Annotated in this window: 11 protein-coding genes and 2 pseudogenes; 3 read left to right on the top strand and 10 right to left on the bottom strand. The window is 65.2% G+C overall.

Annotated elements, in window-relative coordinates:
- Positions 1-116: 116 nt before the first annotated feature.
- Positions 117-761, bottom strand: a complete 645-nt coding sequence (locus tag D1F64_RS01740) for a cytochrome c family protein (RefSeq protein WP_117411013.1) — start codon at positions 759-761, stop codon at positions 117-119.
- A gap of 358 nt (positions 762-1,119) precedes the next feature.
- On the opposite strand from D1F64_RS01740, the gene D1F64_RS01735 reads away from it, so the two are divergent.
- The 3 genes from D1F64_RS01735 (at position 1,120) to D1F64_RS01725 (ending at position 3,943) form a co-directional block, all read left to right on the top strand.
- Positions 1,120-1,911 carry a 3-deoxy-manno-octulosonate cytidylyltransferase gene (locus tag D1F64_RS01735; protein WP_117411012.1) on the top strand — a complete coding sequence of 264 codons (792 nt, stop codon included), beginning with the start codon at positions 1,120-1,122 and terminating at the stop codon, positions 1,909-1,911.
- Between the two features lie 69 nt (positions 1,912-1,980).
- Positions 1,981-2,862, top strand: coding sequence for a prephenate dehydratase (locus D1F64_RS01730; RefSeq protein ID WP_117411011.1), 882 nt, complete (start codon positions 1,981-1,983; stop codon positions 2,860-2,862).
- A 79-nt stretch (positions 2,863-2,941) separates the two neighbouring features.
- Positions 2,942-3,943 (top strand): adenosine kinase, encoded by a 1,002-nt coding sequence (locus D1F64_RS01725; RefSeq protein WP_117411010.1) that lies wholly within the window; start codon positions 2,942-2,944, stop codon positions 3,941-3,943.
- A gap of 73 nt (positions 3,944-4,016) precedes the next feature.
- Here D1F64_RS01725 and D1F64_RS01720 read toward each other — a convergent pair whose 3' ends face one another.
- From D1F64_RS01720 to D1F64_RS01680, 9 genes and pseudogenes are all read right to left on the bottom strand, one after another.
- A complete protein-coding gene (locus tag D1F64_RS01720) occupies positions 4,017-4,637 on the bottom strand; it encodes a 2,3-bisphosphoglycerate-dependent phosphoglycerate mutase (protein WP_117411009.1) in 621 nt (206 codons plus the stop codon).
- Positions 4,638-4,708: 71 nt separating this feature from the next.
- Positions 4,709-5,520 (bottom strand): annotated as a pseudogene (dapB, locus tag D1F64_RS01715) (4-hydroxy-tetrahydrodipicolinate reductase).
- A 144-nt stretch (positions 5,521-5,664) separates the two neighbouring features.
- A complete protein-coding gene (pnp, locus tag D1F64_RS01710; RefSeq protein WP_117411008.1) occupies positions 5,665-7,779 on the bottom strand; it encodes a polyribonucleotide nucleotidyltransferase in 2,115 nt (704 codons plus the stop codon).
- 184 nt (positions 7,780-7,963) lie between these two features.
- On the bottom strand, positions 7,964-8,233 hold the full coding sequence (rpsO, locus tag D1F64_RS01705; protein ID WP_117411007.1) for a 30S ribosomal protein S15: 270 nt from the start codon (positions 8,231-8,233) through the stop codon (positions 7,964-7,966).
- 290 nt (positions 8,234-8,523) lie between these two features.
- Positions 8,524-8,829 carry an SH3 domain-containing protein gene (locus D1F64_RS01700; RefSeq protein ID WP_117411006.1) on the bottom strand — a complete coding sequence of 102 codons (306 nt, stop codon included), beginning with the start codon at positions 8,827-8,829 and terminating at the stop codon, positions 8,524-8,526.
- Between the two features lie 93 nt (positions 8,830-8,922).
- A pseudogene (truB, locus tag D1F64_RS01695) lies at positions 8,923-9,851 on the bottom strand (tRNA pseudouridine(55) synthase TruB).
- Positions 9,852-9,906: 55 nt separating this feature from the next.
- Positions 9,907-10,311, bottom strand: a complete 405-nt coding sequence (gene rbfA, locus D1F64_RS01690) for a 30S ribosome-binding factor RbfA (protein WP_205470612.1) — start codon at positions 10,309-10,311, stop codon at positions 9,907-9,909.
- A gap of 149 nt (positions 10,312-10,460) precedes the next feature.
- On the bottom strand, positions 10,461-13,118 hold the full coding sequence (gene infB, locus D1F64_RS01685; RefSeq protein WP_117411005.1) for a translation initiation factor IF-2: 2,658 nt from the start codon (positions 13,116-13,118) through the stop codon (positions 10,461-10,463).
- The gene (locus D1F64_RS01680; RefSeq protein WP_117411004.1) at positions 13,115-13,774 is read right to left on the bottom strand and encodes an RNA-binding protein; all 660 of its coding nucleotides are present in this window, start codon (positions 13,772-13,774) and stop codon (positions 13,115-13,117) included. Before D1F64_RS01680 ends, infB begins: the two co-directional genes overlap by 4 nt.
- Positions 13,775-13,778: the final 4 nt, after the last annotated feature.

Genomic DNA, 13,778 nt, shown 5'->3' with positions numbered 1-13,778 from the left:
CGCAATCGCCGCATCACTGCGAATTAATTAACGGTGATTTCGCGGCAAAACAGCGGCAAACACAAAAAAGGCCGGACACGAATGCCCGGCCTTTGTTATTTCGACGGCTTGAAGACTTATTGCGCGGGAGCCTCGGCAGGCGCCTCGGTGGCCGGAGCTTCTGCGGCGGGCGCTTCAGCGTCCGTTTCTGCCGGGGCCACTTCAGACTCCACCGCGGGCAGCGGCTCCGGGTTTGCGGCCAGCGTGCGCATATAGGCCAGTAGATCGGCCCGATCGTCGGCCTTCTTCAGGCCCGCAAAGCCCATCTTCGTACCCGGGACAGCGTCCTTCGGCTTCTCGAGGAAGTGATCGAGATTTTCGAAACTCCAGACATGATCCGCGCCGTACTCAACCATCGCGGTGGAATAGTCAAAGCCCGGGTGAGTACCCGGCGTGCGGGAAACAGTCTCGTAGAGGTTCGGACCGACCTTGTTGGCACCGCCCTGCTCGAACGTATGACAGGCGGCGCACTTCTTGGCCACCTTCTCGCCGTTGGCGGCATCCGCGCTGGCCAGCAGCGTACCGATCGGCACAACCTCTTCAGCCGGCTCGGCCGCGGCTTCGGCGGCCCCATCGCCCGTATCCGCGACCTCGATCACGTAACCCGGCGTCTCGGGCGCTTCAGAATGGAAGATAATGTCCGAGGAGACCCCGAGCGCCATGACGATGAGAAGGGAGAGCAAGACCGCGCCGGCAATCTTGTTCAACTCGAAACTGTCCATGCTATCCGGCTCCACTTGGCATTCGGTTGGCGATCAGGCGCTTTGTCGCGCTGTGCTGGAGCGAATAGCGTGCGCGTTGCGCGGCGCGCACGGCCCGTCTCCCCCAGCCGATGTGTCTGGCCCGGCATTTCCGTCCGCGCGCGGTCCAATCCGGCGTTCGCGGCCAACGGTTGCCTGCCTGAGGCCTTTATTCGAAGTCGCCGGAAACTACAAATTTTTTGACGCGGCTGTCCATAGGTATAAAACACCCAGTTCATACAATGTCCGGCTTGGGTCCGCCCAGGAGGCTGCGCGCGCGTCGCCTCCGGCCATTGCAGCTTTTGCCGATCCGCCCCGGCCATGGAGTTCAACGCCCCGCATGCCCGCGTCTTCCACCGCATCAATGCCCGAGCGCGCGCTGAGCGCACTGGTTGTAATCCCGGCAAGAATGGCCTCCAGCCGCCTGCCCGACAAGCCTCTGGCGGAGATCGCCGGGGAGCCGATGATCGTGCATGTCTGGCGCCAGGCGAGCATTGCCGCCATCGGACCGGTCGTGGTCGCAGCCGACGATGCGCGAATTGTCGCAGCGGTGCATGCGGCGGGCGGTCAGGCCGTGCTGACAAGATCCGACCACGAATCGGGATCCGACCGGGTGTATGAGGCCGCGCTCAAGACCGATCCCGATGGCCGCCACCCGGTGATCCTCAATCTGCAGGGCGACGTGCCGCTGATCGATCCCGATGCGATCCGCGCGGCGTTTGCGCCGCTCATCGATCCAAAGGTGGACATCGGCACCATCATGACCGAGATCCGCAACGACGAAGATCGCAACGATCCCGGCTTCGTCAAGGCGGTGACCACGCCGGTTGAGGGTCCTATATCGGGCAGGCACAGGGCGCTTTACTTCACCCGCGCCACGGCGCCGGCGGGCGACGGGCCGCTGTATCAGCACATCGGCGTCTACGCCTACCGGCGCGCCGCGCTGGAACGGTTCGTCTCGCTGCCGCCTTCGGCTTTGGAGAAACGCGAGAAGCTGGAACAGCTGCGGGCGCTGGAAGACGGCATGCGCATCGATGTGACGCTGGTGGCGAGCACGCCGATGGATGTGAACACGCCCGAGGACCTGGCCCGCGTGCGCAAGGTCATCGAGGCAGGCAAGGTCAACGTCTGATAGAACGGCGGACAGGATGCCCGCGACGCGCGGGACATCCCCTGAGCGGCAAACAGAGAAGAGAAGACTATGAAGAAGATCGTCTACCAGGGCGAGCCGGGAGCCAACTCCCACATGGCCTGCCATGACGCCTATCCCGATTTTGAGGCGATGCCCTGCGCGACGTTCGAAGACTGCTTCGCGGCACTCGAGGAAGGTCGCGCCGACCTCGGCATGATCCCGGTGGAAAACTCTGTCGCCGGGCGCGTCGCGGACATTCACCATCTGCTGCCGCGCTCCGAGCTGCACATCATCGGCGAATACTTCATGCCGATCCGTTTCCAGCTCATGGCGCCCAAGGGGGCGACGCTGGCGGGTCTCAAGAGCGTGCAGAGCCACGTGATGGCGCTGGGCCAGTGCCGCAAGCTGATTCGCGCGCGCAAGCTCGAGGCGGTGATCGGCGCGGACACCGCCGGTTCCGCGCGGCAGATCGCGGAACGCGGCGATCTGACCGCCGCGGCGCTGGCGCCGGAACTTGCCGCACGCACCTACGGGCTGGAGATCCTGGCGCGCGACGTGGAGGATGAGGCGCACAACACCACACGCTTCTTGATACTCTCGCGCGACAACCTGCACGCGGCCAACAACGGGCAGCCGGTCATCACCACGCTGGTGTTCCGCGTGCGCAACGTGCCTGCGGCGCTGTACAAGGGCCTGGGCGGTTTCGCGACCAATGGCGTCAACATGACCAAGCTGGAATCCTATCAGCTCGAGGGCCAGTTCTTCGCCTCCATGTTCTATGCCGACGTGGAAGGCCACCCGGACGACAGGAACGTGGGACTGGCGCTTGAGGAACTGGCGTTCTTCTCCGCGGAACTGAAAGTGCTCGGCGTCTACCGCGCCAGCCCGTTCCGTGAAAAGATCCGCGAACCGGAAGCCAACCGCGCGCTACGCCCGACACCCAAGCTCTGACGTGAACAGGCGACGCCCGGCATCGGACGCCGCCTTCTGACTTCACCCTTTTGTTTTTCGACCCATGGACCCCCTCCGCATGACCGATTTGAAATTCGACGTCCTGGGCATCGGCAACGCGATTGCCGACGTCTTCGCCCACATCGAATCCGACTTCCTCGTCAACGAGAACCTGATCAAGGGCTCGATGCGGCTGATCGACACCGAGGAAGCCACGCGGCTTTACGGCAAGATGGGTTCGGCGGTGCGGATGTCCGGCGGCTCGGCCGGCAACACCATCGCGGGTCTCGCCTCGCTGGGCGGGCAGGCGGCCTATATCGGCAAGGTCGCGGACGACGAACTGGGCGAGGCCTATGGCCACGACATGCGCGGCATCGGCGCGCATTTCGCCACAGCGCCGCTGAAGAACAGCAGCCCCACGGCGCGCTCGATGATTCTCATCACGCCGGACGGCGAGCGCACCATGAACACCTATCTGGGCGCCTGCACGGAACTGACGCCGGACGACATCGACCCGCAGGTCGTGGGCGCCTCGGCCATCACCTACATGGAAGGCTACTTGTGGGATCCGCCGGCGGCCAAAGAGGCGTTCCGCCGCGCCATGCGGCTTGCCCATGACGCGGGCCGGCAGACCGCGCTGACCCTGTCGGACAGCTTCTGCGTCGACCGCTACCGCGACGAGTTCCTCGGTCTGGTCAAGGACGGTTCCGTCGACATCCTGTTCGCCAACGAGCACGAGCTGCGCGCCCTCTACCAGACGGCCGACCTGGACACCGCCATCAACGCTGTGCGGGAGGACGCGAAACTCGCGGTCGTCACCTTGGGCGAGAAGGGCTCGCTGAGCGTCACGCGCGAGGAAACCCACCACGTGCACGCCGCGCCCGTCGACAACGTCGTCGACCTCACCGGGGCGGGTGATCTCTTCGCCTCGGGCTTCCTCTACGGGCTTGCGCGCGACTACGACCTGCCGCGCTGCGCCTCCCTCGGCGGTCTTGCCGCGGCCGAAGTGATCTCCCATGTCGGCGCACGTCCAGAAAGATCACTGAAGGACCTGGCCCTACAGAACGGTTTCGAAATCTGAGCGCACCGCGCCTTGGAAGCAGAACGGCGGCCCTGGGGCCGCCGTTTTCGTATACGGCTCGACGCGCGGCTGCTCAGGCAGCCAGGTCCTCGACGCTCTTCACCGAACCGTCCTCATTGAGACGGTAAATGATCGGCGCTCCGGTGCCGAGTTCGCGCTTGAGAATTTCCTCCGGGCTGAGGTTCTCCAGCTGCATGATCAGGGCGCGCAGCGAATTGCCGTGCGCGACGACCAGCGTCTTCTCGCCCTTGAGCACCCGCGGCAGGATCTCGCTGTCGTAGTAGGGCAGGACGCGTTCGGCGGTCATCTTCAGGCTCTCGCCGCCCGGCGGTGGCACGTCGAAGGAGCGGCGCCAAATATGCACCTGCTCCTCACCGAATTTTTCCCGCGCATCATCCTTGTTCAACCCGGTCAGATCGCCGTAGTCGCGTTCATTGAGCTTCTGGTCGCGGATGGTCTTGAGATCCGTCTGACCGAGTTCCTCGAGAATCAGCTTCAGCGTGCGCTGGGCACGGCCGAGATCCGAGGTGAAGGCGATGTCGAACGACATGCCCAAATCCTTGAGCTTGCGTCCAGCCGCGATCGCCTCCGCGACGCCCTTCTCGGTCAGGTCGGGATCCTTCCAGCCGGTGAAAAGATTCTTCAGGTTCCACTCGCTCTGGCCGTGACGGACCAGCACCAGAAGACGTTCCATGCGGTACTCCATGCGCTATCCCGTGCCCCGGACGCCGCGAACGGGTGGCCAGGAGCGGAGGGACGGAAAAATCAGTCTTTCAGACCGAGCACGTCGGCCATCGTGAACAGGCCGGGCTTGCCGCCGCGGCCCCACAGCGCCGCCTTGACCGCGCCGCGGGCGAAGATCGCCCGGTCGCCGGCCAGATGGGACAGCTCGATGCGCTCGCCCTCGCCCGCAAAGATCACCGTATGATCGCCGATGACGGAGCCGCCGCGCAGGGCCGCGAAGCCGATGTCGCCCACCGGGCGCGGACCCGTGACGCCGTCACGCGTGCGCACCGAGCGCTGGTCGAGATCGATCTCGCGCCCCTCGGCCGCCGCCTGACCCAGCAGCAGCGCGGTGCCGGACGGCGCGTCGACCTTGTGGCGATGGTGCATCTCGGCGATCTCGATGTCGAAATCCTCGTCCAGCGCGCGCGCCGCCTGACGCACCAGCCCGGCCAGCAGATTGACGCCGAGGCTCATGTTGCCGGACTTGACGATGGTTGCGTGCCGGGCGGCGGCGGCGATTTTCGCGTCGTCCTCGGGCGCGCAGCCGGTGGTGCCGATCACGTGCACGATGCGCGCCTGTGCGGTCAGTTCGGCATAGGCGACGGTGGCTACGGGCACGGTGAAGTCCAGCACCCCTCGCAGGCCACGAAGGCCTCCAGCGGATCGTCGGTGACCGGCACGTCCAGCGCACCAATGCCCGCGAGCGTGCCTGCGTCCTGGCCGAGAAACTCCGAGCCCTCGCGCTCGATGGCGGCGGCGATCATGGCGCCGGGGATTTCGGACACGGCGCGGATCAGCGCGCGGCCCATGCGCCCGGAGGCTCCAACGACGGCTAGACGCATATCAGACATGACGGCTCCCACGGCTTTCCTTGCGGGCGATATAACAGGCGAAAGGGCGGTGGCAAAGAGGCAACGGCGCGCAAACCGCCCGCAAACGCAAAAGGCCGGAGCAGATGCCCCGGCCTTTCGCGATTGGTTTGGATCGAAACAGGTTCAGTCCTGCTTGATCTCTTCGCCGGTCTCCTGATCGACGACCTTCATCGACAGGCGCACCTTGCCGCGATCGTCGAAGCCGAGCAGCTTGACCTTGACCTTGTCGCCTTCCTTGACGACGTCGGTGGTCTTGGCGACCTTCTGCGGGGCGAGCTGGGAGATATGAACCAGGCCGTCCTTGGGGCCGAAGAAGTTCACGAAGGCGCCGAAATCGACGGTCTTCACGACGGTGCCGTCGTAGACCATGCCGACTTCCGGCTCGGCCGCGATCGAGTTGATCCAGTTGATCGCCGCCTGGATGGCCTTGGCGTCCGAAGACGCGACCTTGATCGTGCCGTCGTCGGCGATATCGATCTTGGCGCCGGTCTTCTCGACGATCTCGCGGATGACCTTGCCGCCCGAGCCGATCACTTCACGGATCTTGTCGACCGCGATCTTGACCACCTCGATGCGCGGGGCGTGCTCGCCGAGCTCCGGACGGGCCTCGGTGAGCGCACCGGCCATCTCGTTGAGGATGTGGATGCGGCCGTCGCGGGCCTGGCCGAGAGCGATCTTCATGATCTCCTCGGTGATGCCCTGGATCTTGATGTCCATCTGCAACGCGGTGATGCCGTCGGAGGAACCCGCAACCTTGAAGTCCATGTCGCCGAGGTGATCTTCGTCGCCGAGGATGTCGGACAGGACGGCGAAGCGCTCGCCCTCCTTGATCAGGCCCATGGCGATGCCGGCGACAGGTCCCTTCAGCGGAACGCCGGCGTCCATCAGCGACAGCGAAGTGCCGCAGACGGTGGCCATGGAGGACGAACCGTTCGATTCGGTCACTTCCGAGACGACGCGCAGCGTGTAGGGGAACTCATGGTGCGGCGGCAGCATCGGACGCACGGCGCGCCATGCCAGCTTGCCATGGCCGATTTCGCGGCGCCCCGGGGAGCCCATGCGGCCCGCTTCACCGACCGAATACGGCGGGAAGTTGTAGTGCAGCATGAAGGGCTCCTTGTAGGTGCCCGTCAGTGCGTCGACGAACTGCTCGTCGTCGCCGGTGCCAAGAGTCGCCACGGCAAGCGCCTGCGTTTCGCCGCGCGTGAACAGGGCGGAGCCGTGGGCGCGCGGCAGGATGCCGACCTCGGAGACGATCGGGCGAACGGTCTTCACGTCGCGGCCATCGATGCGGGTGCCTTCGTCCAGGATCTGGCCGCGAACGGTTTCCGCTTCCAGCTTCTTGAACATGCCGCCGACCAGCGCCGGCGTCGGCGCCTCGTCGTCGCCTTCCGGGCACAGCGTTTCGATGGCCTTGGCGCGCACGGCGTCAACGGCGGCCTTGCGCTCGCCCTTCTCGGCGATCTTGTAGGCCGCGGTCATCTCGGTGCCGGCGATTTCCTTCACCTTGGCAAAGAGTTCGGAGTTGTCGACGACGATGTGCTCGCGCGGCTCCTTGGCGGCCTTCTCGGCAAGACGGATGCAGGCGTCGATGACCGGCTGATAGGCGTTGTGACCGAACATCACGGCGCCGAGCATGATGTCCTCGGAAAGCTCCTTGGCTTCCGATTCCACCATCAGCACGGCGTCGCCGGTACCGGCGACAATCAGGTCCAGCGCGCTCTCCGGCATTTCGTCAACCTGCGGGTTGAGAACGTATTCGCCATTGATGTAGCCGACGCGGCAACCGCCGATCGGGCCCATGAAGGGCGTGCCGGACAGGGTCAGCGCGGCGGAAGCGCCAACAAGCGCGACGATGTCGGGGTTGTTTTCCAGATCGTGGCTGAGAACCGTCAGGATGACCTGAGTCTCGCACTTGTAGCCGGCTGCGAACAGCGGACGGATCGGACGGTCGATGAGACGCGAGGTGAGCGTCTCGTTTTCGGAGGGGCGTCCCTCGCGCTTGAAGAAGCCACCGGGGATCTTGCCGGCCGCGAAGGCCTTTTCCTGGTAGTTCACGGTAAGCGGGAAGAAGTCGAGGTGCGGCTTGGGCTGCTTGGCGGAGACGACGGTGGCAAGCACCTTGGTCTCGCCGTAGGTGACCATCACGGCGCCGTCGGCCTGGCGGGCGATCTTGCCGGTTTCGAGAATCAGCGGGCGCCCGCCCCACTCGATTTCTTCGCGTTGAATATCAAACATATGGCTGTCCTTTCCAGGAATTCCTGGGATGTTCTCGGATCAGCACGATAAGCCACGGGCAAGACGGCAAGACGTTTTCGATTCTCGTTGGTGAAGACGAAAACATCCGGCGATCCTGCCCCATGGCTCTCCTGCGGTTCCTGAATAAAAGCGCAGCGGGCCGGGCCCGCCGCGCTGGGTCGTTCTAGCGACGCAGGCCGAGACGCTTGATCAGATCCTGATAGCGTGCCGGGTCGTTCGCATTGACGTAGTCGAGGAGGCGACGGCGCTGACTGACCATCTTCAGAAGGCCGCGGCGGGAGTGATTGTCCTTGCCGTGGATCTTGAAGTGCTCCGTGAGGTTGGAAATCCGCTCGGAAAGAACGGCAACCTGGACTTCCGGAGATCCGGTATCGCCTTCCTTGGTGGCGAATTCCTTGATCAGTTCCTGCTTACGCTCAGCTGTAATCGACATCGGGGTTCCTTATATCTTGCGGCGGCCAGGGCGATGCGCCCGCGAACCGCCTGATGTTTTAGGGAGGACTGGGATACGCTCCGCCGGAGACGCGTCTTCGCCCGGACGTGATGTGCTGGCCAGTGCCGGGATGTCGTCCAGCACGGTCGCAATCACGCCGCCGTCACTCGGATTGCCCGCTCAAACACGGTGGTTCTCGCGGACAAGGGATCCGAGCGTCGGATGCGCGCGGAATATGGAGAAATTCCGCGCGAATATCCAGTTGTTTCTACCTGAGGTCGCTCAGAGGCTTAATCGCATTCCAGGAAGGCGCGGAACACCCAGCCCGAGATCTCCCGCGCGCCGCTGTCAACACTGCGCACGCGGGCCCAGGGACGGTCCTTGTCGTCATAGGCGATGTCGAGCATCTCGACGCGCGCGCCGGTGCGCAGCCGGCCCGCATCGCCGCCAGAGGGCGTCGCGCGCACCGTCAGCGCGCCACGGGTGGGATCCACAACGACACAGCGCCGGACGGCCTGCGATGCGGCATCAGCCGCCGTCGCCGCGACGAGGGCCGCAATGAGCGCGGTCAGGGCAAGAACAGGGGCGTTGATCATGGCGAAATCATACGCTGTGACGTTAAGGCACTCAACAGCCGCAACCAGGCTTTCCGGCCTGTCCACGCGGGCGGATGCGCCGTGGGAAACAGGCTAGAGGTTGAACACCCGCTTGGGCTTCATCTCCCGCGCTCGACCTCGCAGATGGCCACCAGCCGGCCCTGCGCCGTCGCGTAGACATCGCCGGAAAGCACGGGCGCGTCGCGGCCCCGCAGGATCACGCCCTGGCCATGGCGCAGCCGCGCCTCGTCGTTCAGCGACACCGGAATTTCCATCAGGCTTTCCAGCGCGGTCTCGATCGGCGCCAGATCACTGATGACATCGGCAATGTCCGCCGCCTCGTCCGCCATTTGGCGCAGCTCGGTCAAGGTGATCATGTCATCCTCGCCAAACGGCCCCACCAAGAGGCGCCGCAGAGTGGTCACGTGTCCGCAGGTGCCCAGGCGGCGGCCCATGTCGCGGGCGAGCGCACGCACGTAGGTGCCCTTGCCGCACTCGGTTTCAAACACCGCCGTGTCGGCATCGGGACAGTCGACCAGCTCCAGCCGGTGCACGTCAATCTCGCGCGCCGCGAGTTCCACCGTTTCGCCTTCGCGCGCAAGATCATAGGCGCGCGCGCCATCCACCTTGATGGCGGAGAACTGCGGCGGCACCTGTTCGATCACACCGGTGAACTCGGGCAGAACCTCGCGAATCGCCTCCGCGTCGGGGCGCACGTCACTGGTCGCGGTGACCGCGCCTTCGGTATCATCGGTGGCCGTTTGCGCACCCCAGGTCACCGTGAACCGGTACACCTTGCGGCCATCCATGATGTAGGGAACCGTCTTGGTCGCCTCGCCGAAGGCCAAGGGCAAACAGCCCGACGCCAGCGGGTCGAGCGTGCCGGCGTGTCCCGCCTTCTGGGGATTGAGGATGCGCTTGACGCGCGTGAGCGCGTCCGTCGAAGTCAGGCCGACCGGCTTGTCCAGCACAAGCCAGCCGTTGACGACGTTACGGTTCTTCTTGCCGCGTTGCCCCGCCATGATGCTTTCAATCGTGTGTGTGAGTCAGATGATGCGAAAGGCGCGGATGTGCCGATCAGCTGTCGCCGCGGTCGTCGTCGCCAATCACACCCGCGTCGTGCAGCAGCCGGTCGATGCGATCGTCATCGTCATACCGGGTGTCGAGCTTGAAATGCAGTTCGGGCATGTATTTCATTGTCAGGCGGCGGGCGATCTGGCCGCGCAGCCACTTGGCGTTGCTCTGCAGCGCCTTGACGACCGCCTCGCCGCCCACGCCGCCCAGCGGCATGATCAGCACGGTCGCGTGCTTGAGATCGGGGGACATGCGCACCTCGGGCACGGTGACGACGGTCGTCTCCAGCACGGGATCGCGCACGTCGCCGCGCGACAGAATATCCGACAGATCCTTGCGCACGAGCTCGCCCACGCGCAGCTGACGCTGCGAGGGCATGCCCTGACGACCATCCGAGAACCGGCTCATGATTGCGACTTTCAGTGGATCGGGAGGCCGCCGGGCGGGAACTTCCCGCGGCACGCGCCCGATGGCACGAGGGTGACGCGCGATGTCACGCGATCACATGTCGTCCGGCCGCCGCGAGCCTAAAGGGCCTGCGGCGGCACGGGTTTGCATTACAGCGTGCGGGCGATCTCTTCGACGCGGAAGCACTCGATGACGTCGCCGGGACGCATGTCCTGGTACGACACGAAGTTCATGCCGCATTCCTGACCGGAGGTGACCTGCTTGACCTCGTCCTTGAAGCGCTTGAGCGTGCCAAGCTTGCCTTCGTGGACGACGATGTCGTCGCGGATCAGGCGGACGTGCGCGCCACGTTCCACCACACCTTCGGTAACCAGACAGCCCGCGATCTTGCCGACCTTCGAGATGTCGAAGATCTCGAGGATCTTGGCGTTGCCGAGGAAGGTCTCGCGAAGCTCCGGAGACAGCAGGCCGGACATCGCCGCCTTCACGTCGTCAACCAGATCGTAGATGACGCTGTAGTAGCGGATCTCGATGCCGGCTGCTTCGGCCGCTTCACGCGCCTGGCTGTTGGCACGCACGTTGAACGCCAGGATCGGAGCGCCCGACGCTTGCGCCAGCGTCACGTCGCTTTCGGTAATGCCGCCAACGCCCGCATGAACGATCCGGGCGGCGACTTCGTCGGTGCCCAGGCCCTCCAGCGCGCCGGAGATCGCCTCCACCGAGCCCTGGACGTCGCCCTTGATCAGGATCACGAACTCCTTGCGACCAACCGTCTGCAAATCCGTCATCATCTGTTCGAGCGATCCGCGTGCCGAACCGGCATGCAGCGCGTCGCGCTTCATGCGCTGACGGTACTCGGCGATTTCGCGGGCACGGGACTCGTTTTCCACGACGGCGACCATGTCGCCGGCTTCCGGTGTCGACTGGAAGCCCAGGATCTCGACCGGCTTGGACGGGCCGGCCTCGTCGACCTGGTTGCCGTATTCGTCGAGCAGCGCGCGAACGCGACCCCAGGCGCTGCCGGCGACCATGATGTCACCAATGCGCAGGGTTCCGCGCTGAACCAGCACCGTGGCGACGGAACCGCGGCCCTTGTCGAGCTGTGCCTCGACGACGATGCCTTCGGCCGAACGGTTCGGATTGGCCCGCAGTTCGAGAACCTCGCTCTGCAGAAGGATGGCTTCCAGCAGCTTGTCGAGATTGGTCTTCTTGAGTGCGGACACCTCGACTTCGAGAACGTCGCCACCCATCGATTCAACGACCAGCGATTCCTGCAGCAACTCGGTGCGCACCCGGTTGGGATCCGCACCCGGCTTGTCGATCTTGTTGATCGCCACGATGATCGGCACATCAGCCGCCCGTGCGTGGGCAATCGCCTCCTTCGTCTGCGGCATGACGCCATCGTCGGCGGCCACCACCAGGATCACCAGATCGGTAGCCTTGGCGCCGCGGGCACGCATCTGCGTAAACGCCGCATGGCCGGGCGTATCGATAAAGGTGATCCTCTGGCCGTTCTGCTCGACCTGATAGGCGCCGATATGCTGGGTGATGCCACCGGCCTCGCCCTTCACGACATTGGATTCGCGGAACGCGTCGAGCAGCGAGGTCTTGCCGTGGTCGACGTGGCCCATGATGGTCACTACCGGCGGACGCGGCTGCAAATCGGCTTCGGCGTCGGGTTCGGAGAAAACACCGACCTCAACGTCCGCTTCCGACACGCGTCGGACCGTGTGACCAAGTTCCTCGGCAATCAGCTGCGCCATGTCAGCGTCAATGACGTCGTCGGCCTTCAGCATCTGACCCTGCTTCATCAACATCTTGATGACGTCGACGGAGCGCTCGGTCATCCGGTTGGCAAGTTCCTGAATGGTGATCTGATCCGGCAGCTGAACTTCGCGCATGACCTTCTCGCGCACCACCTTCTGGCCGGCGCGCTTTTCCTTTTCGCGGCGGCGGCGCAGGGCGGCGAGCGAACGACCGCGCTGGCTTTCTTCGGCGAAAGCGCTGGTGATCGTCAGTTTCGATTTGCGCCGGTCGTCGGTGCGCGGGGCCGCCTTCTCTGGCACCGGCTTGACGCGCTTGGCAGCGCGCAGCGCCATCGGCTTCTTGTCGTCCGCGCCAACACTGCGACGCGCCGGACCATCGTCCAGGCCGCTGCGGCGGGCTGCTTGCGCGGCCAGTTCCTCGGGCGTGATCGCGGGGCCGCTCGGTGCGGCCGGCTTCGGCCGCGCGGCTTCCTCGGCTTCCTTCGCCTTCTCGGCCTTGGCTTCCTCGACCGCGCGCACGGCGGCTTCCGCCTCTTCCTTCACGCGGGCTTCGGCCTCGGCCTTCAGCCGCGCCTCGTCCTCGATCTTGCGGCGCGCGTCATCGACAGCGCGCTGCTTGGCCTGTTCGACGGCAAGCTTGCGCTCCTCGACATCCCGGACCTGCGCTTCGCGCAACGCCATGGCGCGGGCCTTGGCCTCATCGGCTGTCAGCGTGCGCAACACCGCACCGCCGCGCTTCTGCTGGGCCGGGGCGGGGCGCTTGGCGCCGCCGTTGCGATCGCGATCGGACCGCTCGGGCCGCGCTGCCACCTTGGGCCGCGCCACTGCCTTGGGCGCCTGCGGCGCAGGTTCCGCAGCCCGCTCTTCGGGTTGCCCGGGCGTCACCGCCCGCCGTTTTTTCTTCTCAACGACAACCTGCTTCGAGCGCCCATGGGAGAAGCTCTGCCGAACAGTTCCCTGCTCGACGCTACGCGGCACGGAAAGCGTCTGCTTCCGCTCCATGGAAATCGTTTTGTCGCCGGTGTCTTTTGTGTCGCTCATTCTGCCTTCAAGTCCTGCGCCGCAGCTTTGTCCGCGCCGTTGCGGGTCGCCGCTGCGGAATCTGCCCGAAATCCTGCCAGCACGCGTTCGCGTGCCATGAAACTCTCGCTCGTCCGGCCTGCGAGCAATGCAGCATGTATCACATTTGCCCTGCCCAATGCCAAACTCAATTGGGACGAACTTAACGAGCGGATGACCGGTGGCCCGCTCGCTCTTCCAAACCGCGCCGCCGAGAGGGCGGCAAGCTTGCGTATTCCGTCGTCGGACGCATCCGACGCATGGATCAGCACTCCGGCCTCACCGCGCTTCAGCGCGGCCTCGACCTTGGCGAAACCCACCACCATCTGACCCGCCTTGCGGATCAGACCGAGATTGCCAAGCGCGGCCTTCTCGAGCAGGCCTTCGATCCTGTCGGCCAGGCCCGGCGCCACATGGGCGTCGGCCTTGAACGCGCGGCCGAAAACCTTCTTGCGTTCAGCCGTCTCGACCGCCGTTCGCGTCGCGGTGACCCATACACCGCGCCCCGGCAGGACCCGCTTGAGGTCCGGCACGACGGAACCGTCGGGCGCCAGGACGAAGCGGATCAGCTCATCCACCGGCCGCGTCTCGCGCGTTACCGCGCATTGCCGCTCGCCGGACTCGCCGCGCTTCGTCATGACA

The organism is Breoghania sp. L-A4 (assembly GCF_003432385.1).
In the GTDB taxonomy this organism is placed as follows: Bacteria; Pseudomonadota; Alphaproteobacteria; order Rhizobiales; family Stappiaceae; genus Breoghania.
Note: the sequence above shows the minus strand (reverse complement) of the source record. Positions and strands in the feature narration are given on the sequence as shown.